This is a genomic window from Lentilitoribacter sp. Alg239-R112 (assembly GCF_900537175.1).
Taxonomy (GTDB): Bacteria; Pseudomonadota; Alphaproteobacteria; order Rhizobiales; family Rhizobiaceae; genus Lentilitoribacter.
The window spans coordinates 474,712-494,903 of record NZ_LS999833.1; the positions used below are offsets into that span (position 1 = coordinate 474,712).

General features: G+C 43.5%; 20 protein-coding genes and 1 pseudogene. 10 read left to right on the forward strand and 11 right to left on the reverse strand.

Annotated elements, in window-relative coordinates:
* Positions 1-5 precede the first annotated feature (5 nt).
* Complete coding sequence (locus G3W54_RS02825; RefSeq protein WP_162651629.1) at positions 6-1,733, forward strand: hybrid sensor histidine kinase/response regulator; 1,728 nt, start codon at positions 6-8, stop codon at positions 1,731-1,733.
* Positions 1,734-1,770: 37 nt separating this feature from the next.
* Here the strand turns inward: G3W54_RS02825 and G3W54_RS02830 are convergent, their stop codons facing one another.
* On the reverse strand, positions 1,771-2,388 hold the full coding sequence (locus G3W54_RS02830) for a response regulator transcription factor (RefSeq protein ID WP_162651630.1): 618 nt from the start codon (positions 2,386-2,388) through the stop codon (positions 1,771-1,773).
* Positions 2,389-3,010: 622 nt separating this feature from the next.
* Here G3W54_RS02830 and G3W54_RS02835 point away from each other — a divergent pair.
* Positions 3,011-4,386, forward strand: a pseudogene (locus tag G3W54_RS02835) (IS1182 family transposase).
* 245 nt (positions 4,387-4,631) lie between these two features.
* Here G3W54_RS02835 and G3W54_RS02840 read toward each other — a convergent pair.
* Positions 4,632-5,468, reverse strand: a complete 837-nt coding sequence (locus G3W54_RS02840; protein WP_162651631.1) for a PhzF family phenazine biosynthesis protein — start codon at positions 5,466-5,468, stop codon at positions 4,632-4,634.
* Positions 5,469-5,600: 132 nt separating this feature from the next.
* Here G3W54_RS02840 and G3W54_RS02845 point away from each other — a divergent pair, with 132 nt between their 5' ends.
* The 6 genes from G3W54_RS02845 (at position 5,601) to G3W54_RS02870 (ending at position 10,390) form a co-directional block, all read left to right on the forward strand.
* Entirely contained in the window at positions 5,601-6,023 is a 423-nt protein-coding gene (locus G3W54_RS02845; RefSeq protein WP_343162555.1) for an Lrp/AsnC family transcriptional regulator, read from the forward strand.
* A gap of 88 nt (positions 6,024-6,111) precedes the next feature.
* Positions 6,112-7,329: an MFS transporter gene (locus tag G3W54_RS02850; protein ID WP_162651633.1), complete on the forward strand. Its 1,218-nt coding sequence runs from the start codon at positions 6,112-6,114 to the stop codon at positions 7,327-7,329.
* 85 nt (positions 7,330-7,414) lie between these two features.
* Entirely contained in the window at positions 7,415-7,648 is a 234-nt protein-coding gene (locus G3W54_RS02855; RefSeq protein ID WP_162651634.1) for a BolA family transcriptional regulator, read from the forward strand.
* A gap of 128 nt (positions 7,649-7,776) precedes the next feature.
* The gene (locus G3W54_RS02860; RefSeq protein WP_162651635.1) at positions 7,777-8,223 is read left to right on the forward strand and encodes a hypothetical protein; all 447 of its coding nucleotides are present in this window, start codon (positions 7,777-7,779) and stop codon (positions 8,221-8,223) included.
* Between the two features lie 434 nt (positions 8,224-8,657).
* Positions 8,658-8,996, forward strand: coding sequence for a Grx4 family monothiol glutaredoxin (grxD, locus tag G3W54_RS02865; protein WP_162651636.1), 339 nt, complete (start codon positions 8,658-8,660; stop codon positions 8,994-8,996).
* Positions 8,997-9,127: 131 nt separating this feature from the next.
* Positions 9,128-10,390, forward strand: coding sequence for a Bcr/CflA family efflux MFS transporter (locus G3W54_RS02870; RefSeq protein ID WP_162651637.1), 1,263 nt, complete (start codon positions 9,128-9,130; stop codon positions 10,388-10,390).
* A 24-nt stretch (positions 10,391-10,414) separates the two neighbouring features.
* On the opposite strand, the gene G3W54_RS02875 is transcribed toward G3W54_RS02870, so the two are convergent.
* Together G3W54_RS02875 and ttcA are read right to left on the reverse strand one after the other, a co-directional pair.
* Positions 10,415-11,242 carry an inositol monophosphatase gene (locus G3W54_RS02875; protein ID WP_162651638.1) on the reverse strand — a complete coding sequence of 276 codons (828 nt, stop codon included), beginning with the start codon at positions 11,240-11,242 and terminating at the stop codon, positions 10,415-10,417.
* Positions 11,239-12,177 (reverse strand): tRNA 2-thiocytidine(32) synthetase TtcA, encoded by a 939-nt coding sequence (gene ttcA / locus G3W54_RS02880; RefSeq protein WP_162651639.1) that lies wholly within the window; start codon positions 12,175-12,177, stop codon positions 11,239-11,241. The genes G3W54_RS02875 and ttcA overlap by 4 nt, the downstream gene beginning before the upstream one ends.
* Before the next feature lie 128 nt (positions 12,178-12,305).
* On the opposite strand from ttcA, the gene G3W54_RS02885 reads away from it, so the two are divergent.
* Positions 12,306-13,313: a glycosyltransferase family 2 protein gene (locus G3W54_RS02885; RefSeq protein ID WP_162651640.1), complete on the forward strand. Its 1,008-nt coding sequence runs from the start codon at positions 12,306-12,308 to the stop codon at positions 13,311-13,313.
* Positions 13,310-14,077, forward strand: a complete 768-nt coding sequence (locus G3W54_RS02890; protein WP_162651641.1) for a ChbG/HpnK family deacetylase — start codon at positions 13,310-13,312, stop codon at positions 14,075-14,077. The genes G3W54_RS02885 and G3W54_RS02890 overlap by 4 nt, the downstream gene beginning before the upstream one ends.
* Before the next feature lie 69 nt (positions 14,078-14,146).
* Here the strand turns inward: G3W54_RS02890 and rpsD are convergent, their stop codons facing one another.
* From rpsD to G3W54_RS02925, 7 genes are all read right to left on the reverse strand, one after another.
* Positions 14,147-14,764 carry a 30S ribosomal protein S4 gene (gene rpsD, locus G3W54_RS02895; protein WP_162651642.1) on the reverse strand — a complete coding sequence of 206 codons (618 nt, stop codon included), beginning with the start codon at positions 14,762-14,764 and terminating at the stop codon, positions 14,147-14,149.
* A gap of 357 nt (positions 14,765-15,121) precedes the next feature.
* Positions 15,122-16,483 carry a hypothetical protein gene (locus tag G3W54_RS02900; RefSeq protein ID WP_162651643.1) on the reverse strand — a complete coding sequence of 454 codons (1,362 nt, stop codon included), beginning with the start codon at positions 16,481-16,483 and terminating at the stop codon, positions 15,122-15,124.
* A gap of 270 nt (positions 16,484-16,753) precedes the next feature.
* Positions 16,754-16,942 (reverse strand): CTP synthetase, encoded by a 189-nt coding sequence (locus tag G3W54_RS02905; protein WP_162651644.1) that lies wholly within the window; start codon positions 16,940-16,942, stop codon positions 16,754-16,756.
* 149 nt (positions 16,943-17,091) lie between these two features.
* Positions 17,092-17,847: a DUF6596 domain-containing protein gene (locus G3W54_RS02910; RefSeq protein ID WP_162651645.1), complete on the reverse strand. Its 756-nt coding sequence runs from the start codon at positions 17,845-17,847 to the stop codon at positions 17,092-17,094.
* Positions 17,807-18,136, reverse strand: coding sequence for a hypothetical protein (locus tag G3W54_RS02915; protein ID WP_162651646.1), 330 nt, complete (start codon positions 18,134-18,136; stop codon positions 17,807-17,809). The genes G3W54_RS02910 and G3W54_RS02915 overlap by 41 nt, the downstream gene beginning before the upstream one ends.
* A complete protein-coding gene (locus tag G3W54_RS02920; protein WP_162651647.1) occupies positions 18,123-19,025 on the reverse strand; it encodes a DMT family transporter in 903 nt (300 codons plus the stop codon). The genes G3W54_RS02915 and G3W54_RS02920 overlap by 14 nt, the downstream gene beginning before the upstream one ends.
* Positions 19,026-19,122: 97 nt before the next feature.
* On the reverse strand, positions 19,123-19,959 hold the full coding sequence (locus G3W54_RS02925; RefSeq protein WP_162651648.1) for a PhzF family phenazine biosynthesis isomerase: 837 nt from the start codon (positions 19,957-19,959) through the stop codon (positions 19,123-19,125).
* Between the last annotated feature and the right edge of the window lie 233 nt (positions 19,960-20,192).

Below are 20,192 nucleotides of genomic sequence, written 5' to 3' on the forward strand. Positions count from 1 at the left end.
TATTTATGATTTCTTCTGTTTTAACAGCTACAGACTTTCCCACAGATCGAGCTAAATTATTTGCACGCGCGCCTGCCAAAATTTTCTATGGGCACATCGCATCTGCTTGTGTGTTGATTTACCTTGCATCGGATGTGCTACCTGTTTGGGTGCTGGTGTTATGGGGATGTTGGGAGATCGTTGGTACGCCGATCTTTCTCTATATCCTGGGTAAGCAGATAGATAATTCCAATGACGTGCCAGTTAACTTAGACCGATGGCAAAACCATTTGCATATTCTATTTGCATTGGTCGGGTTAAGTTGGGGGGCATTTATCTCCGCTGGTCTCGATGTCAACAATCCCGCCCATTTTTCGATTCAGATGGCAATTGTTGCAGGCGCCTCAGCTGCGGCAGCACGCTCTTTGGGGATGTTCAAATATTCATTTTATTTTTATGAGATTCCATTCACTGGGTTGCTCGCAGTTCGTATTTTTTCTTTGGGTGATGACTATATGTTACTGGGCGTCCTGGTGCTCATTTTTATGGGAATGTTGTGTAGATTAGCAAATGACACAAGTGAGGAATTATCCGATTACCTGGCAACAAAATCAGAGAATTTAGACCTTGCCAAAAAGTATCAACTGGCTGCAAAGAACGCTGACGATGCAAATGCCGCGAAGACACAGTTTTTAACGCAAGCCAATCATGATCTAAGGCAACCAATTCATGCAATTGGACTATTGACCGAATGCTTAAGAGATCAACAAATGACAAAAGAAGGTGATCGGATACTTGATACGATTGATAAATCGGTTGATAGTTTGGCCAAACTATTCAAGTCACTTCTAAATATTACCTCTTTAGAATCTGGAGCTTTAAAACCTGAAATTGTCGCATTTCCACTCGATGAAATTACGCAACTAGTCGTTCGTCAGGCGCACCCTGAGGCCTTGCAATACAATACTAAACTAACAACAGTGAAAACGTCCATTTGGGTTAAAACTGATAAGGCATTACTAACGTCGATCTTACAAAACCTAGTTTTTAACTCTGTAAAGTATGCACGCGGATCGAAAATACTAATTGGTGCAAGAAAAAAGAATGGATGTGTTAGCATCCATGTTCTTGATCAAGGCATGGGTATACCTCAATCACTTCAAAGCAGCATCTTCAGCGAATTCGTCAGAGCTAATCCACATGGCCCTGAGCGGGTTGAGGGATTGGGACTGGGTTTGGCTATTGTTGCAAGAACTGCAAAGCTCCTAAATCTAGATGTTCAATTACAATCTGTTGAGGGTATGGGAACGCACATAATCATAGATAACTTGGAACAAGTTTTAGATAATTCAAAAAATGCGGAACCAACAAAAAATATATCTTCATCTAAACCACAGAAAGGGACCCTACTTATTATTGACGACAATAAACAAGTCTTGGAAGGGTTAGATAAGCTGCTGACAAAATGGGGTTACAACACGATGGCATGTAACCCTATCGAAGATACCTTGCCCTCCGAAGTACCAGATCTGGTGGTGACAGACTTTCACCTTAATGGAAAAATGGATGGGATAGAGCTTGCGAAGCAAATTTCAAAGGATCACGGGCTCGCGATTCCGACCTTGATCATAAGTGGCACACTTTCACCGGAAATTGAGGCATCTGCGAAACGGCTTGGTTACTGGACACTGCTTAAGCCTGCATCACCAGTACAGCTTAGGTCAACACTTATTGCCATGAAGGCAGACTGCTAGGCTCTGATTTGAATTTCAGCAAATGATTGTAAGTAGATCAAACTAATCCGTGCTTAGTTGCCAGCGAAGCAGCAGCGGCTCTGGTTGTGACACTCAGACTTTTGAACAGCGCCGACATATGCGCTCGTACGGTAAATGGCGAGATGTCCAAGTCTCTGGCTATTTCTTTATTTGTTTTTCCCTGCCCCAGTCGCACAAGTAGATCGATTTGGCGCTGTGGAAGGTCGCTCATTGATATGTCATTTTGAGTTTCTATTTCAGGTTCTGATTGAAGGCAAATCACTAGATCACCCTCAAGAATTTGATTGATTGCACCAATCATCTGATCTGGCGTCACAGATTTTGAAATCAAACCATTTGCACCAGCGTTTACGATTGATTGAGCAGTTTCTTTTTCATCATTCATTGTGATGACAATTATGGCAGATTGAGGATAATTTCTCCGAAGTTGAGCAACCGATTTATCCCCTTCAAACCCAGGGAAAACAAGGTCCAGAACAAACAATGTTGGTGGTGGCTGCAGCTTAGATTCTTCCCACAGCCCCTTTGCATCATCTACTTCAACAATTTTGCCTGGAACGATGCGCCGGATAATTCTACTTATTCCATCACGAAATAGTGGATGATCGTCAGCAACTATAATTTTATCCGTCATAAAATGGCAGCCCCCGCTATTGCTCGCTTCCGTTGCAGCATAGTTTTCATCACATCCTTTAATGTGTAGAAAATAAAATTCTAACGAACAATATCGATTTAGATTAGTACACATGTCCTAATGGTAAAAGAACTTTCTATTCCATAAGGTCGGATTCTTTAGCCTCGTGCTGTTGCTTGGTCTAAACTAGACCGCAAGCAAAAACGAAATGTAGGGTGGGCATAAATGCTTCAAATATTGTGTAATTTAATCGTCCCGGGACTGGGTACTTTATTTATGAGAAAATACATAACCGGAACTATTCAAATTCTGTTGATGCTTATTGCACTCATATTAATAGTTACCGTGTGGCTGACTTTTTTCGGGCTGGTACTGTGGTTTATTGATTTCATTTGCGCGCTCTTAACTGGCATATTTTGGTATAGGCAAAAAAACGCTAGTGTAGCCAAAGTTGATTAACATGATATTTCACCAATCCACCTAGTGTCCTCGTTATAGTTCGCCAAAACTCAATTTAGGAAATGTTCTGCTTATGGCAGATATTGTTGATAAAGTCTGCCATGTGTTTGCCTTGATGCTCTGATTCAATTTGCCCATTGATTTTCAAATGGAGAATGAGTTGATGATGGGATTACAAGCCGAATCGGATCAGCTATTTTATGATTTCTGCCTGGAAGACCATGTTCCTGAGGATCATTTACTGCGAAAGATTGACCATTTTCTAGAATTGAATGATTTGCGTGAGAAATTGAGGCCATTTTACAGTTCACGGGCCGTCCCTCAATTGATCCAGCATTGATGATACGAATGCTCATTGTTGGCTATTGTTTTGGTATTCGCTCAGAGCGGCGCCTGTACGAAGAGGTTCATTTGAACTTGACCTACCGCTGGTTATGCCGTTTGGGATTAGGTGGCAAAGTGCCAGATCATTCTACGTTTTCATTGAACAGACATGGCAGATTTAGAAGCAGCGATTTACTCAGGCTTTTATTTGAAAGCACAGTACGGCGCTGCTTGGATGAAGGTTTGGTTGGGGGCGATAGTTTTGCTGTTGATGCCAGCCTGATACAGGTAGACGCCAATAAACAAAGATCACTTCCATCAGATGAATGGAATATTGATAGTCTTCCCAAAGACGCAGGTCGGTCTACCCGTGAATATCTCGAAGCTTTAAACGATACTGCCTTTGGTGCTGCCAGTGATAAACAACCCAAATTTATCTCACCTTGTAATCCGGCGTCCCAATGGACAGGAGCTTTGAGAGGCCCTGCATTCTTTGCCTACGCTACCAACTATCTGATTGATACCGACAATGCTGTTATCATGGATGTTGAGGGAACAAAAGCCATTCGTCAGGCTGATGTTGGTTCGGTAAGAACCATGATTGACCGTGTATCTAATCGCTTTGGTTTAGAGCCCAACAAACTCATTGGCGACAGTGCTTATGGTGCAGCGGATAATCTGAATTAGCTGGTCAATATAAGAGATATCGAGCCGCATATACCCGTGTTCGACAAGTCAAACAGAACCGATGGTACATTCTCACAATCTGATTTTACATGGCATGAAGATACAAACAGTTACTCTTGCCCAAAGGGTAAATCGCTGCGAACAACCGGAACAGTGCATGATGGCAAGACAAGGCTCTACCGTTCGTCAAAATCTGACTGCGATTCATGCCCGCTCAAAGCAAAATGTTGTCCCAAAGCACCTCATCGAAAGATCCCAAGAGATATTCATGAAGATGCCCGTGATGTGGCAAGAACCATTCTTAAAACGGAGGAACATGAAACGTCTCGACGAAACCGAAAGAAAGTGGAGATGCTGTTTGCTCACCTCAAACGTATTCTGAAATTGGAACGATTAAGACTGCGTGGACCCAATGGAGCAAAGGATGAATTTCTGCTCGCAGCAACAGCTCAGAATTTACGAAAGCTTGCCAAACTCAGATACAAACCTCCACCGGATATCGCAAATATGCGCCCAGAATCCGTTTAGTGGAGGAGATTTAAGCCCAAAACAATGAAAATAACTCCGATTAATACAAAACAGGCGAACAGCCTGAAAAAAACTACTCGCGATCCAAAACCGCGCTAGACAATCTCAATTAACTCAAACACTTTATCAACAATATCTGCCCATTGCGGAATTCACCTCTCTTTTTTCGATGCCCGGCCCATTGAAATGGCAGGGCATAAAAAATCGTTGCAAAAACCTTCCTTTTTACATCAATTGCACAGCCCCTACTCCATCAATCGCGCAGCACCAGACACACGGATAGAGGCACCTTTTTCACTGGTTAGATCAACGTCTATGATTGATCTCATACCCATATCTTCGCCTTGTATAATTTGAAAATTATTCTCGTGGGGCCATTTGATGTCGCGTAGATAGCCTGCAAAGGCAGCGCTCGCGGCGCCTGTAGCGGGGTCTTCGAACACGCCACCGGATGCGAAAGCATTTCGTGTATGAAATTTGCGGTCATGTTCTTTATAAACCAGCATCACCGTGATGAGACCGCGCCTGTTCATAAATGTGCGCCCCTCTTCCAGATCATAATTCATCGCAGATAAATCATCGCGAGATTTCAATGCTAGAACATAATGATCAGCCCCGCCATGAATTTCTGCCGGAGGGATCGACATATCGAGTTGATCTCGCTCCAAACCAAACAGTGAAAGAAGCAAATTCAACTCAACATCGTTTAACGGCATGCTTTTAGTCGGCGGCGATTGAAGAGCTGCGGAAAATCCGTTTCCAGACGTATTTCCTTCCACACTGATCGCTGCATTGTTGAGTTTTAAAGCATAATCACCATCCCCTTCACGGCGGGCCAAAGCTGCACCAAGGGCGATTGTTGCATGACCGCAAAACGGAACTTCTGATTCAGGTGAGAAATACCTTACGCGCCAATTATTTTTGCCCTCCATGGGGGACGCAAACGCTGTTTCTGAAAACCCCACATCGAAGGCGAGTTTCTGCATTGTTTCAGCAGATGGCAACTCGTCATAGAAGGCTACTCCCGCAGGATTCCCCCCATTTTCACCATCACTAAATGACGCAATTCTTAAAACATCCATATCATTTCTCCAATAAATTTAAACACAAGATAACTCATTGGAATTACGAATTTAACATACTATATATGGAGATTTTTATAATTCTCCTTATAATTTGTAAATAAAATCGCGAAGGAGTTTATATTCATGGACATGACTGATAGAAAAATTCTTGACCATCTGGTCTTAAATAGTCGCATCGCTATGAGCAGCCTTGCAAAACTTGTGGGCATGAGCGCACCAAGCGTTGCTGAACGTGTAAGACACATGGAAGACAGCGGCATTATAAAGGGTTTTACGGTTGATTTAGATTACAGCAAATTGGGGTTTAGCATCGAGGCGCTTGTGCGTATCCGCCCCCTTCCGGGACAACTTCACATCGTTGAGAAAATGATCATTGAAGAAAGTCGCTTTACATCTTGCGACAAGGTTACAGGTGAAGATTGTTTTGTTGTTAGAATAAGTGCCAAAAACATTCAGGAACTGGATATTATTATGGACCCATTCCATGAAAGAGCCGCAACGAACACGTCAATCGTAAAATCCTCCCCAATACGAAACAGGCAACCTAAATAAACAACATAAATGATGGGTATAAATAGTAATATCTGTAGATTGCTTTCCATGGTAGTAACCGCTCACTACAGATGTGAGACTCAATCCTTTGAACAGTTTTAAATTTTACAAACAAAACTTCCGATGGTTGTTTGCAGGTGCCCTGCTTACTTATTCATCATCATTTGGACAGACTTATTTTATCTCCATTTTTGCAGGTGAAATCAGAGCAGAGTTTGACCTCTCCCACGGTGGCTGGGGCACTGTTTATATGGTAGGGACACTGTGTTCCGCTTTGGCAATGGTTTTTGCTGGCTCGTTGATGGATAATTTCCGGGCGCGCACCCTTGGCACTGTCCTACTGGTTGCCATTGCCGTGACCGCTGTTTTGATGTCAGTTAATATATATCTCATTGGCCTTGTGGGGATTATCTTTCTCTTGCGGTTTCTTGGGCAAGGCATGCTTGCCCATGTTCCAAAGGTAGCCATGTCGCGATGGTTTCAAGCCACACGCGGACGGGCGCTTGCCGTCTCGTCTATGGGATTTGTAATCGGCGAAGCAACTTTGCCTCTGCTTTTTGTCACCATATCCAGCCTGTTAGGGTGGCGTGATACGTGGCTCGTCATTGCAGCGCTTGCCCTCTTGTTCATCCCGGTTATTTTCCAATTGCTTAAAACCGAGCGAACACCCAAATCCGAAGTGCAGGAAAACACCAGTGTCGGGATGTTGGGTAAACAATGGACGAGAATGGATGCCATCAAACATCCACTTTTCTGGTTGGTCTTGCCAACATGGCTGGCCATTCCCGCGTTTGCCACCGCATTCTTTTTCCATCAGGTTCACTTTACTGAAGTAAAAGGCTGGGAACTGATCAACTTTGTTGCACTTTTCCCGATCTATGCAAGCGTTTCCCTCTTCAGTCTCGTCATGTCCGGCTTTATTATTGATCGATTTAAATCTGACTTTCTGGTGCCACTCCTAACCCTGCCGTTTGCGGCGAGTTTTTTCATATTCTCATACGCAGATACTTTATTTGTAGCCGCCATCGCTTTCGTGTTTTTTGCTCTCATGGCGGGGTTTTCTTCCACGGTATCGTCTACATTTTGGGCAGAGTTTTATGGAACAGAGCATCTTGGCTCGATTAAATCTTTTGCTGCATCGATCATGGTCTTTGCTTCCGCAATCGGACCATGGTTGACCGGGGTTTTAATCGACCAGGGCATTACGCTCGACAGGCAACTGCCGCTTATTGCGATCTACTTTCTGATTTGCAGCCTTTTATCAACCATCGGGATCATCAAGGCACGAAGAAGAGCGACCGGATAAGAATTTTCACCACGCCATTGCGATCAAGCCTTTGGATGCTTATCTTAAAAGAGAATATAGATTCGTTGCAACGGAGACTGAAAATATGGCCATGGATGCTGCCGAAATTGAAAAAATGATCAAAGACGCACTTCCTGATGCAACTGTTGTTATCCGAGACCTTGCTGGCGATGGCGATCACTACGCCGCCGAAGTGGTATCGGAAAGTTTTCGTGGCAAAACACGTGTTGCTCAACACAAAATGATATATGATGCCTTACAGGGTAATATGGGCGGAGCTCTGCATGCGCTGGCCTTACAAACAAGTGTGCCGGACTAAATCCCTCGACCTATTCTATTGATATTGTTGTCTATTTTTATGTTTTATGGAACATTTGATCGAAATCAAGCAGACATAGTTGTTTTGGGCTAAAATCTCCATATCGATGAAAATGATAGGAGGTTATGATGCCTCAAGCAACTTTGACAAAACCATCACTTACTCTTCGAATTGGCTTGGGAAAGTTATTTGGTCTTGCAATTGGCCTAGCAGTTTTCCTGATTTTGCCACTGGTCTCACCAGAAACAAGTATGATGTTTCGCTGGGGTATATTATTCTGGTACACAACACTCGGCGCGATCATTGGTGTTTTCGGTGTCTATACAGAGCACCCAATTCTTGGCCTGCCGCTTCCTTGGTGGGTGCGTGCTACAGGAATAGGCGCGTGGATGAACCTTATTTTGACAATGCTTGCCTTTGATGAGTTGAACTCCATCATGTCTAAACTGGCAAATATTGGAATGAGCGCAGGACTGTCACCTTTCTGGTTCGTTGCCGAAGGTGCGATCGTCGGCTTTATCTTAGGTTGGCTGTTAACAAAGCTTGCAGGTGAAGGCCCCAAAACACTTAGATAGCTCAAACGCATAGATGTTAACGCAAAATGAAAAGGCCACTCCCTTGGGAGCGGCCTCGCATTTAAAAATCCGGAAGGGTCTCAAACGTCATAGCTTAAAAGCTGTAGAGAATCCGGTTTTATGATTTATCTATGAAGATTGCTCCATAAACATACCACTAAACAAAGACCCAACCTGACCAGTTAAAATGCTCGACATTGGACCACCTCCTTTCAATACGTTAATCTTGCTTTGAAGTTTGCCAGAGGATTTCGATTCTGGCAATGAAAAAAAATACCAGTGATTTTTTATAGATTTGATCGAATAAGTAACGGATGTAATGCCTGGACATTACAGATATTCAATATTTGTTTGCTCAATCAAAATTGGTGCTTGAAAAGATTACGTATTGCTATCATATAGTTTTCAAATACAGCCTTAAAAGGAATTCCAGAATGTCAGCTATTACAGATTTTATCGACAACGAAGTTAAAAGTAACGATGTTGTCGTGTTCATGAAGGGTACACCTGATTTTCCTCAATGCGGTTTTTCAGGGCAAGTTGTTCAGATCATGAACTATCTTGGTGTTCCATATAAGGGCATCAACGTGCTCGCAGATGATGATCTTCGCGAAGGTATTAAAACATATTCAAACTGGCCAACTATTCCTCAGCTTTATATTAAAGGTGAGTTTCTTGGTGGATGCGATATCGTGCGAGAAATGTTCCAAAGCGAAGAGCTTCAACAACATATGGCCGATAATGGCCTTGAAGTGAATATTGCGGCGAATTAAACTTCGCCGCATAGCTGGTTCTTAGACAGTTGCCAGCTTCATAATCTGAATCATATAGTTTTGTTTTTGATTCCAAAGAGGCTCGCAAGTGCCTCTTTTTGTTTTGGAATCACGAAATATGAAAGCAAAAAATGACTGAAATTCGAACCGCTAGTCGTCAAGATAAAGATACATATCCAACCGAACTCACTGGTGCTGCGCGCGCTGGTTTTAGAGAGCGCAATTTTATTGTTTTTATGGCCGCGGTTACATCTATAGTCGCGTTTTCGGTCGATATGATGCTGCCTGCCCTCGCGGACATTGGAAGCGAATACCGTCTAAGTGATGCTAATGATACACAACTGGTTATTATCGCCTTTATCTTTTCGTTTGGCGTGTCACAATTGTTTTTTGGTCCATTAACGGATGCCTTTGGGCGCCGTAAAATTCTGGTTGGATCATTATTTTCTTTCGCACTCATCTCGGTCGCAGCACTCTTTTCACCAAACTTCGAGACATTGTTGCTAGCGCGCGCGCTGGCGGGAGTTGCTGCCGGCGCAGCAAGAACCGCGTCTCAAGCTGTGGTGCGGGACTGTTTTGTAAGTAGTGATATGGCTCGTATCATGAGCCTTGTTATGGCCGTCTTTATGGTTGCACCTCTTGCTGCACCTGTGATCGGGCAATTCATCATATACTTATCAAATTGGCATTGGATATTTCTATTCCTCGGCATCGGTGGTGCAATTACAGCAACAATCGGTGCGCTTCACCTGAAGGAAACACAAGATCCGGAAAACATAAGACCCCTATCTGCAAAGCGGGTTTCACAAGCTTTTCTAGAGAGCCTTACCTATCGCAGATCAACTGGATATACGCTTGTGAGCGTGGCCTTTACAGGTGCGCTTTTCACCTATGTTGTTATGGCGCCGCAAGTGTTTGGCGAACTTTATGGATTAGGTGGCAACTTTGTGTACGCTTTCATGGCTGCGGCAGGTGCGCTTACCGTTAGTAGTATTGTAAACGGAAAATTGGTCAAAACTGTCGTGTTGCGCAAAATCGTGCACCTGGCGTTGATCGCCTTTTTCATTATGGCCATCATTTTTGTTGTACTTGCCTATCTCGATAGTATCCCATTCGAGGTCATGCTTCTCATAACGATGTCGACAATGTTTCTTTTTGGCTTTGTTGCAACCAATACATCCGCAATTGCGCTTGAACCAATGGGACATATTGCTGGAACAGCATCATCGGTTATTAATACGGTATCTGTCAGTGGTGGCGCGCTGATTGGTGGTATCATTGGTCAACTTTATGATGGAACTGTTGTTCCCATGGCGACTGGATATCTCATACTGGCAATTATTGCCATTATTGCTGCATTTTGGGGAGAACGTGGAAGCCTAACACTACGTTAGGCTCCGCGCTAAATCTAATCTTTGCTAGTCTTTCCAAAGCTCATGTCTGATCTCTTCCCACATATCTTTGTTGGAAGTGAGAAGAAGCCCGCCATCTGTAGTAAACGGTGTGTATTTACTTGTATCTAAACGAGCGGAATACCCGCCTGCCTCGGTATGGATGAGGGTACCCGCCAAGTGATCCCACGGCATCATACGACTATAGAGCAAGTAGTGCGCCATGCCAGTTGCCAAGATGCGATAGTCATGTGCAGCACAGCGGTAACCAAAGAAATTTAGATTACGTGTTTGGTTTGCAACAATCTTAGCCTGGAGCCTTTCCTCAAAACCCGTCCATGAAACCGAACCCGTCATCTGACCAAACGATACTGGTTCAGAAACTTTAAGCTTCACTTCCTTGCCATCAGCTTGTTTGTAAAATCCACCCTCGCCTCGGCGAGCATAAATTGTATCCTTCATCACTGGATCATGAATAATACCGCCAATAGTCTCACCATCTTTAACAATGGCCAGCATGGTGCCAAAAATTGGTGCGCCTGATGCAAAATTGAATGTGCCGTCAATCGGATCAACCGAAAATGTTAATCCTTCCCAATCATGCTTTTCCAACACGTTGGCATCTTCGCTCACGGCCTCCTCGCCAATGATGGCTGCATGTGGGAATCTGGCATTTAACTCGCGTGTGATAAACTTCTCCGCTGCAACATCTGCAATTGTTACAAGATCCGCAGCATTAGATTTGGCAGTAATTTCACCACACTCAAGGCGCCTAAAATGCGGCATAATCTCCTGATTACCCGCTTGCGTCAGCAGCCCAATCAACCAATCAAATTCGTTATCACTTATTGTCATGACTTTTCGTCTTTCTCATTATTGTCGGCGGTTTCAATGCCAATATTTCCAAAATCAAAAAGAGATGTATCAAGCATATGTGACGGGCGTATGTTACCTAAGGCTTTGATCATACGATCTTTCCTGCCGGGCATTTTCGTTTCGATGTCGTTGATCATCTGTTTCATGACATTGCGTTGCAATCCGTCTTGTGAACCGCAAAGGTCACACGGAATAATCGGAAATTTGAGTGCTTGTGCAAACTTTTCAAGATCATCTTCTGCGCAATAAACCAATGGGCGCATGACCATCACATCGCCTTCATCATTGATGAGCTTTGGTGACATTGATGCCATGCGCGCACCATGGAAGAAATTGAGAAAAAACGTCTCGATCAAGTCTTCGCGATGATGCCCCAGGATCAACGCGTCACAGCCCTCTTCCCGCGCTACACGATATAAATGTCCGCGACGAAGGCGTGAACATAGTGCACAATAGGTCGAATTTGCTGAAATCTTATCAGTTACGACCGAATAAGTATCCTGATACTCAATCCGGTGTTTAATGCCATGCTTGTTGAGAAACTCAGGTAATATGTGCTTCGGGAAATTCGGTTGCCCTTGATCGAGATTGCAAGCAATCAGATCAACAGGCAGCAGTCCGCGCCATTGCAGTTCCATCAATATCGCCAGTAGTCCGTATGAATCCTTACCGCCAGACAAGCCAACAAGCCAACGAGGGCGCTTTCCTGCGGCCTGCTCTTCTGCGCTTGGCAACATTGAGAACTCTTCCAGCGCCTGGCGCGTGTTTCGTACAAGCCGTTTGCGAAGTTTCTTAAAGCTAAGACCTTGCGGTGCATCTGCAAATAACGACAAATCAGATGATCGCTCTTCCGTTGAACTTACATTTTGTGTCTCAAGGTCATCATCATTTGCAATGTCAGGTGTAATATCCATGAAAATATGCGCTTATCGTTGAGTGTAGTTGATCCTCGCGTTCTATCCTTGATCATGGAAAATGACAATTGCGAATTGGTTCGCGGCGGTATACTTATGTACAAAGAGTTTAATCATGAGCAGAACAATTGAATATTTCCATCATCATTCCCGTCTATAACGAAGCGCAAGGTATTGAGGCTTTTATCCGGGAGCTTCTAGCAACAGCGGTTCGAATTCAAACGCGATGGAGTGCAAAAATAGAGTTCGTTTTCATCGATGATGGTAGTCGCGATGGCTCTGCCGATGTCATCCGCAAGTTAGATTTCGGGCCATTCTCATCTCGCCTTTTCGTGATGTCACGAAATTTTGGCAAGGAGGCTGCACTCACGGCTGCCATGCACAAGGTTGAGAATTGTGATGCTGCCATCATGATTGATGCTGACCTTGAGCACCCACCGGAGCTGATGGAAAAACTGATTGAAACTTGGCAGACAAGTGATGCAGACAGCGTTTATTATTATAAATCTGACCGTCGTTCTCGCGAAGGGCTTGTTAAGTCTTCAGTCTCTAAAATGTTCTATCGCCTTATGAATTTTGGTACCAATGTTGAGATCATTCCAGATGCTGGTGATTATCGCCTTATCAATGCAAAATTTTTGGATGCGCTGAAAAACCTAGCTGAGAACCAGCGCTTCATGAAGGGGCTCTATAGCTGGGTTGGGTTCGAACAAGTCGGCCTGCCCTTTGCCCCCGGTGAACGCACTGCCGGAACATCAAACTTTTCAGCGATCAAACTCATTCTTTTAGCACTTGACGGGCTCACCAGTTTTACCACCGCACCTCTGCGCCTGATGATGCTTGGTGGACTCGCGATTAGTGCGATAAGCATTCTCTATGGGCTTTATATTGTCGTTGAGGCGCTTTTCTTCCCGGGGGTTCCGCCGGGGATAGCGTCTATTCTCACTCTGATTTCGTTGTTCGGTGGTCTTCAACTCCTATGCCTTGGCATATTAGGTGAATATGTGGGACGAGCATTGCATGAAGCCAAGGGACGCCCTGCATATATCATTCGTGAAGAAATTGAGATCGTCACCCGAAAGCCTTCTCGATCTACTCGCTCTCGGGCGAAAGCTAAACCCAAATCAACCAAATGATTATAGCAGATGATTTTGGCCTCGATCCGGCTCATGATAAAGTAATTATTGACCTACTTCGCAACGGAAAAATCAATGGTACTTCTGTGATGGTCAGCGATAGGCTTGACACTAAAGGTGTTGAAGAACTCAAAGCCATACGATTATCAAATAATATCCAAATTGGTCTTCATCTAAACCTCACAGAAGAGATGGAAGGCATACGCCGGTTTGGTAGTATTATCTCACTTTGGCTCGATCTGATGTTTGGGCGCATTGCTGCTGCATCTACCGCAGACAGTTTTAATCAACAGCTCATTAGGTTTAAAGAAGCATTTGGCTTTTTGCCCGACTTTATCGACGGCCATCAGCATTGCCATGCTATCTCGCAAAACAGGTCAGCACTTTTGAAAATCGCCAAGGAACTCACAGCTGAAAACGACGAATTTTGGGTGCGCAGTCCGGCAGCAGGCAAACTGGCACATGCGATAAGTGAATGCAGACGGGGTGGAATGAAAACGCTCTTGATTATGTGGTGGGGCGAAGGTCTTCGTAGCGACCTTCAAAAAAACCATATCAAAACCAACTCTGATTTCTCCGGTTTCATTCCATATAAATCAGCCACCGCTTTCACCAAAACATATAAAGATATTTTTGAAAATAGACGCGATGATTGCCTCATCATGGTACATCCTGGATCTGCGAATGCAAATCACGAAGTTGAAGATCATGCCAATGAATTGCGTGCGCTTGAAGCTGAGATGCTAGCTAATTTGAAGTCATAAGATAACATTCCAAACAAAAAACCCCTCGCCGTTAAGCAAGGGGTTTTTAAAATCAGAACATCTGAAATCTTAGCGTGAGTAAAACTCGACCACTAGATTTGGTTCCATCATAACTGGGTATGGAACATCAGAAAGCTGAGGAACACGAACATATGTTGCAACCATTTTATTGTGGTCTACTTCAACATATTCAGGAACATCGCGTTCAGCCAAATCTTTTGCTTCAAGAACAAAAGCGAGTTGCTTTGACTTTTCGCGAACTTCAATAACGTCACCAGGCTTACAGCGGTATGAAGGGATGTTTGTTTTAACACCATTCACAGTAACGTGGCCGTGGTTTACGAACTGACGTGCAGCAAAGATTGTTGCAACAAATTTAGCGCGGTAAACAACTGCGTCTAAACGAGATTCCAAAAGACCGATTAGGTTATCTGGCGTATCGCCCTTGCGACGAACAGCTTCATCATAAGTTGCGCGGAATTGTTTTTCGCGGATTTCGCCGTAATAGCCTTTAAGCTTCTGCTTTGCACGAAGCTGAACACCGAAATCAGACAATTTTTGCTTGCGGCGCTGACCGTGTTGACCTGGGCCATATTCACGACGGTTAACTGGTGACTTAGGACGTCCCCAGATATTTTCGCCCATACGGCGATCTAGTTTATATTTGGATGCTTGGCGCTTGCTCATCGCATTTCCCTTTTCTAATTGATCAAGTTTCGGGTGGAAAAACGGTTCCCACTTTTCCTAAACTTGTTCGAACAAATCACTCAGTCCCACCATTAGGAATGAGTTAGGAAACGCGCCCTCCTCTGACCTCTATTGAGATCTGACAGAACTCTATCTCTACTTGCGCTCGGAGAGAATTCACGGGACACGTAAAACAGCACCGAAACCTAAATTTCAGTGCATGCATGGCTTCTATGCAGATATGCGAGCCATGTCAATGTTTGATCTTCATTGAAGTGATTTTTGTTTGCTATAATCAGGCAAATATCTGACAAAATACACACAAATATCGTCGTTTACGAACGAGGCTGCAAAATATCATTTCTCTCGCCTTACAAGATATGCCCAAATGCATGCCGCAATAATAATTAGAGAAAAACCGATGCTCAAGGTTAAATCCGGCGATACGTTTTGCACCAAATCTAGGATACCATGAAAATTGTCTACAGGACTTACTTCTGCATACCAAAATAGATTCAGGGCTAAGCTGACAAGCTGCAAACCACCAAATGCTATAAGAACGAAGTTGATAAATACGACCTGTCTTCGGTGTTTTATTTGTGAAATTCGTTCAATTCTTGCCTTTAGCATAGCAGAGCGAGCCTCAATATTCTGTATCAATTTTGGTGCTCGAAATGAATTCCATATCCCATCAAAAATAGTTTCGCTCGAATCAAGCAAACTGTTGTAATAATCGGAAGATTCATTAATTAGCTCAGATATAGCATTCTCAAGCCTGTCAAACTTTGTCGAGACCGCATTTAAGCAGGCCACAGCACTCGAATGAGAGATATTGCGCATTAAGCGCCGTTGCGAACGACTATACATATCGAGCAAGGAATAAAGGTATTCTATGACTAGAAGTGTCTCGACAAAATCAAATTTACTTGTCGTGTCATCAATAAAGCTCCCACCCCAAACAGTGCGAAAGGCCTGACCATTCTCGATAGATATTCCTTTCGATAGCGTTAGAAACTCTTGCTCGAAACCTTTTTCGATGGTTGATGTATCAATTACTCTATGAACCCACAGCATTGTTTCTTTTGCATTGCCTATATCTGGGTATTGTTGTTCAGCAAGATCATCAAAGATGACGTATTCGCTTGCGGCCCGCAATATAGAAAATTTATGTGGCCACGTCTTCTTTGATCGCGCTGCTTTCATTAAATTTTTTAACAATGGCGACACGATTAAAAGCTGGACATGTTCTATAATATGGGTGGTGTGATCTGACAAAAACTGATTGAATTCAGCTGATGTTTTGATGAACTCGTGGCTTAATGCTAGTGAAAACTCGATATCAGCTCTCACTACAGCTACGGTGTTATCAAAAATCAAAACTTCGATTTTTTGAATTTTGATAATATTTAACATTCCAACATTCAAAGACTGATTGACCAATTCTTGAACAATTAACACCATTGATTTTGATAGACTGATCCTAATCAAGGGCTCAGAGAACCATGTCAGCAAATTATCTTCAAGATTGGCATACCTAGCTAGTGATAAGCGTGCTAACTCATCTGCACTTTTTCTGGTTTTAAAACTAATATCAATTGATTCCGCTGTGAGCTTCGATGCCTCCTCAAGAACATTATGCAGCTCCTGGGAGTGCGCATAAGCGGCTTCAGAATTTAGATTGATAAGCGTGCGAAACGGACTAACCAGAGTTATATTCAAAGTCACCTCCAATAGTATATCATTACCATTCAGAGTGACGATGGATTAGATTTACTTCAAGTCGAATTATTAGCCATTATCTATCATTATGCAAGGAACTACTTTGTCATATATCGGCATGAATTGGCGCTATTAAACGCCAATTGATGCCGCTGATGTTTGTTTCAAAGCTCGGTATTCATTGGATTATATTATCGACTTAGCTGTTCTAATTCACATAACGAAGCGTAGCTCTAAACTGGGTCTCCGTATGGTGACCTAGTCGATAGGCTACCGCTTGTTGAGCATGATTGATCTAGCGACCAGAAAACTTACCGGAATGGCCACTAAAGCGCCCAATCCGGCGGCTGCAAGTATCGGCATCACAGTATCGTAGCCAGTCGTCAAGGCAGCTATGATAAAGGTACCTGCTAACGTCGTAGCAATTATTGCGTATAGAATTGTTGCAAGGCGAAACATCACATGGTCTCCGGTTGGTTATGGTTGGCCAAAATTTAGCAACGATCCGCTCCCTTCTCTTTGATACAAATCAAACATTAAACATTGAAAATAGATGAACCCTATATACTGCAATTAACGTAACAATAGTCAGGGGCATTGATTTCAGGTTAATGCAATTTATCGGCAAGATCTTGCCTCTTGTTTTCAAGAAAATGACGTGAGGGGCTGTCTGTTGCGAGCAATATAGCCCTATCATAAGCATCGAGCGCAAGGTCGATATGACCCGCCTGTACTGCCATTTCTGCCCAAAAGGGTTGAAAATTCTTATCTACATCAACAGCATTAAGACGCCTAAGCCCCTCTTCTGCGCCATGCAGCTTGCCATTTACCACCGCATGAGCGATCATTGAACCCGGTGATGGAGCGAATTTTAATAGCGCAAAATGGAGCTTATTCAGTGCATCCCAGTTTGTTTTTCCTGTTTGTTGGCGAGCTAAATGTACAGATTGAATTGCCGCCTCAATTTGGAAGCGGTCCGGTTGGTTTAGCTTTTGCGCCTGGTTAAGTCTGCGATGCCCATAGGCTAGTAATTCGGCGTCCCAAAGTAACATATCCTGTTCATGTATTGGCACCATCACACCGCCGATGACCCGTGCTGGTGCTCGCGCATATGTGAAAGCAATATGAGCCGCCAAGCCCAGAGTTTCAGCGTGATCAGGCATTCGTTTTGCCAAAAGGTCAGCCAAGTACAACGCCTCTCGCCCCATGTCATCCGTTGGTTCAATCCAATCCAACGCATAAGCACCATAAATTGCCTCTAGCACCGGCAGGAAGCGTTCGGGCAGCAAGTCACCTTCAGGAACTTGAAACGGGATTTTAACATCACGAATCTTTCGCTTTGCCCGAACCAGCCTTTGAGCCATTGTTGTTGGCGACAGCGCAAATATTCTGGCAATATCTTTGGCCTCTACTCCCAGCACAGTTTGCAACATCAAAGGCGTATGCAAATCTTGCGAAATACCCACCGAGCGTTTCCTTCATTTCCGCAAACGGCCCATCCTGAACTATTTTTGTACCGCCCTTTAATGATACAGTCGTGGCTGTATCAACTGGCAGTAGCCAATCTGTCTCAATGAAAACGCCTGCTTCGTTCAACGCTCCAATATAAGCTTCGTAAGCCTGCTTCTCACTCGCCCAATCATCGGGTGTCATGTGAGCAAGGTCTTTTGGGTCTTTTTCTGGCGGTGATCAAATAAACGCCTATGACAGCGAGGGTACAGCCAAATAGTGCAGTTAAACCAAGTTGTTCATCAAATAGAAAATAGGCTTGCAAAACAGTAGCAGGCGGCACCAAATAGAAATAGCTGGCAACCTTGGATACCTCGCCCTCGCGGATCATATACATCAAGAGCAACACAGCACCTATAGAAAGTGCAAAAACTGACCAAACCAACGCCGCAACCATCTCAAAGTTGACATTTACCTCGTGGGTTTCAAGCGCTAAACTCAACGGCAGCACAACAATCACGCCGCCTGCATATTGACAAAGAGTGCCAGAAACTAACGGTACTTTTTCCGCCAATTGCTTTTGCAATATTCCCCCGTATGAGATCCCAACAAGTGCAATAATGCATGAAATTATACCGAATATAGCGAGTTTACCGCCGCTTGTGCCACCGGGTGAATAGATCACTAGGGAGATACCCAAAAATCCTAAAACAAGACCGATGATCTGAATAAGCCTTAGGCGCTGCTTTAACAAAACCCAACCAAGAAACGCTGTTAGCGCAGGATGAAGCCCCACAAAGATTGAGGAAATTCCTGCTGGCACGCCATGATCAATAGCAAAGAACACGCCACCCAAATAGGCGCCATGTATTAAAGCGCCAATCAGCATTTGATAGGCAATATCAATACGCACAGGCCATCGTTTCTTCATCAACCAAATTAGAAAAAGGAACGCGATAATGGTGAACAAAAAACGTAATGTCAGAAAATAAAACGGCTCAATGTTTGGTATCGCATATTTGGCATTGATAAAACCGGTACTCCATATCCAAACGAATAGGACCGGTATCAGCTGAGTGAGGCGTGCGTTCATGAAAGTGCTTTCAAAGATTTCACACTGATACCTAAATCATCGAAAGATAAAGTCCAAGCTTATTCATGAAACACTTTATATGTAAGCGCTATCATTATTAACGGTCTAATTTATTCATTCGTCCGATAACCTTTACCGGGCTACCTTTAACGTCAGAAAACTCGGTTCTTAGAATAGATTTTGCGCCCATATCCTCGCCCTGGATGATTTTGAGGGCATTCTCATGCGGCCAACCGATATCACGTAAGTAACCTGAAAGCGCCGCAGCTGCAGAGGCTGTTGCGGGATCTTCCATTGCTCCCCAGGCGGCATAAGTGTTTCGCGCATGGAATATGTGATTGTTTTCTGCAAATACGAGCATAATGGAAAAGATGTTTTTATCGCGCATGAACTGACACCCCTCTTCCATTTCATAAAACATGTTTGCCAGATCTTCTCTATTTTTAAGAGCCAGAACAAAATGGGTTGAGCCAGCATAGATTATCGCTGGTGGTATATCTGGATCTAATTGATCACGGCGATAGCCAAACACATCCAAAAGTTCGCTTGTCGCCATTGCATTCAATTGCTTACTATGGGTGTTTGGCGAATGAGTTGTCGCAGCTAAACCGTTGCTATTTTTTTGACCGTCTACACAATATTGAATGTCTTTATGGCAAATTTCATATCTTGCTGTGCCGTATTTTTCTGCCAACACTGCACCTAATGTCGTCGTACCATGTCCACAAGAAGGCAGCTCTACCTCGGGTGAGAAATATCGTGCAAACCACCGCCCATCATCCTGTCTAGATGCAAAGGCCGTTTCTGTATACCCCAAATTAGAAGCAAGATATTGCATTTCATCAGATTGGATTTCTTCATCTAAAAGAAGCACTCCGGTCGGGTTCCCCCCTCTGCCATCTTCTGAAAAAGCTGCTATTTTCTCAATCTTCATATCACCTTTTGACATAGATGAACATTATTGTTCTACCTACTCTTCCTCAATATTTACGACATCAATTGACGATAATAAGTAAATCCAATTGATCTAAAGAATTTTATCTCTGTGATTGTTCGAAACGCAAATAATTAAAGTGAAATAAATTTCTAAAAATCAAAACGAACTTAGCTTATTAATTTTTTAGTAGGAAATTTCATATAAAAATCAACGAACTAAACCCGCTTGCA

What these genes read in the sequence shown, in the direction of transcription:
- G3W54_RS02825 (WP_162651629.1), top strand. Translation starts at nt 6, where the DNA reads ATGATTTCTTCTGTTTTAACAGCTACAGACTTTCCCACAGATCGAGCT.
- G3W54_RS02830 (WP_162651630.1), bottom strand. Translation starts at nt 2,388, where the DNA reads ATGACGGATAAAATTATAGTTGCTGACGATCATCCACTATTTCGTGAT.
- G3W54_RS02840 (WP_162651631.1), bottom strand. Translation starts at nt 5,468, where the DNA reads ATGGATGTTTTAAGAATTGCGTCATTTAGTGATGGTGAAAATGGGGGG.
- G3W54_RS02845 (WP_343162555.1), top strand. Translation starts at nt 5,601, where the DNA reads ATGACTGATAGAAAAATTCTTGACCATCTGGTCTTAAATAGTCGCATC.
- G3W54_RS02855 (WP_162651634.1), top strand. Translation starts at nt 7,415, where the DNA reads ATGGCCATGGATGCTGCCGAAATTGAAAAAATGATCAAAGACGCACTT.
- G3W54_RS02860 (WP_162651635.1), top strand. Translation starts at nt 7,777, where the DNA reads ATGCCTCAAGCAACTTTGACAAAACCATCACTTACTCTTCGAATTGGC.
- grxD (WP_162651636.1), top strand. Translation starts at nt 8,658, where the DNA reads ATGTCAGCTATTACAGATTTTATCGACAACGAAGTTAAAAGTAACGAT.
- G3W54_RS02870 (WP_162651637.1), top strand. Translation starts at nt 9,128, where the DNA reads ATGACTGAAATTCGAACCGCTAGTCGTCAAGATAAAGATACATATCCA.
- G3W54_RS02875 (WP_162651638.1), bottom strand. Translation starts at nt 11,242, where the DNA reads ATGACAATAAGTGATAACGAATTTGATTGGTTGATTGGGCTGCTGACG.
- ttcA (WP_162651639.1), bottom strand. Translation starts at nt 12,177, where the DNA reads ATGGATATTACACCTGACATTGCAAATGATGATGACCTTGAGACACAA.
- G3W54_RS02890 (WP_162651641.1), top strand. Translation starts at nt 13,310, where the DNA reads ATGATTATAGCAGATGATTTTGGCCTCGATCCGGCTCATGATAAAGTA.
- rpsD (WP_162651642.1), bottom strand. Translation starts at nt 14,764, where the DNA reads ATGAGCAAGCGCCAAGCATCCAAATATAAACTAGATCGCCGTATGGGC.
- G3W54_RS02905 (WP_162651644.1), bottom strand. Translation starts at nt 16,942, where the DNA reads ATGTTTCGCCTTGCAACAATTCTATACGCAATAATTGCTACGACGTTA.
- G3W54_RS02910 (WP_162651645.1), bottom strand. Translation starts at nt 17,847, where the DNA reads ATGGCTCAAAGGCTGGTTCGGGCAAAGCGAAAGATTCGTGATGTTAAA.
- G3W54_RS02915 (WP_162651646.1), bottom strand. Translation starts at nt 18,136, where the DNA reads ATGACACCCGATGATTGGGCGAGTGAGAAGCAGGCTTACGAAGCTTAT.
- G3W54_RS02920 (WP_162651647.1), bottom strand. Translation starts at nt 19,025, where the DNA reads ATGAACGCACGCCTCACTCAGCTGATACCGGTCCTATTCGTTTGGATA.
- G3W54_RS02925 (WP_162651648.1), bottom strand. Translation starts at nt 19,959, where the DNA reads ATGAAGATTGAGAAAATAGCAGCTTTTTCAGAAGATGGCAGAGGGGGG.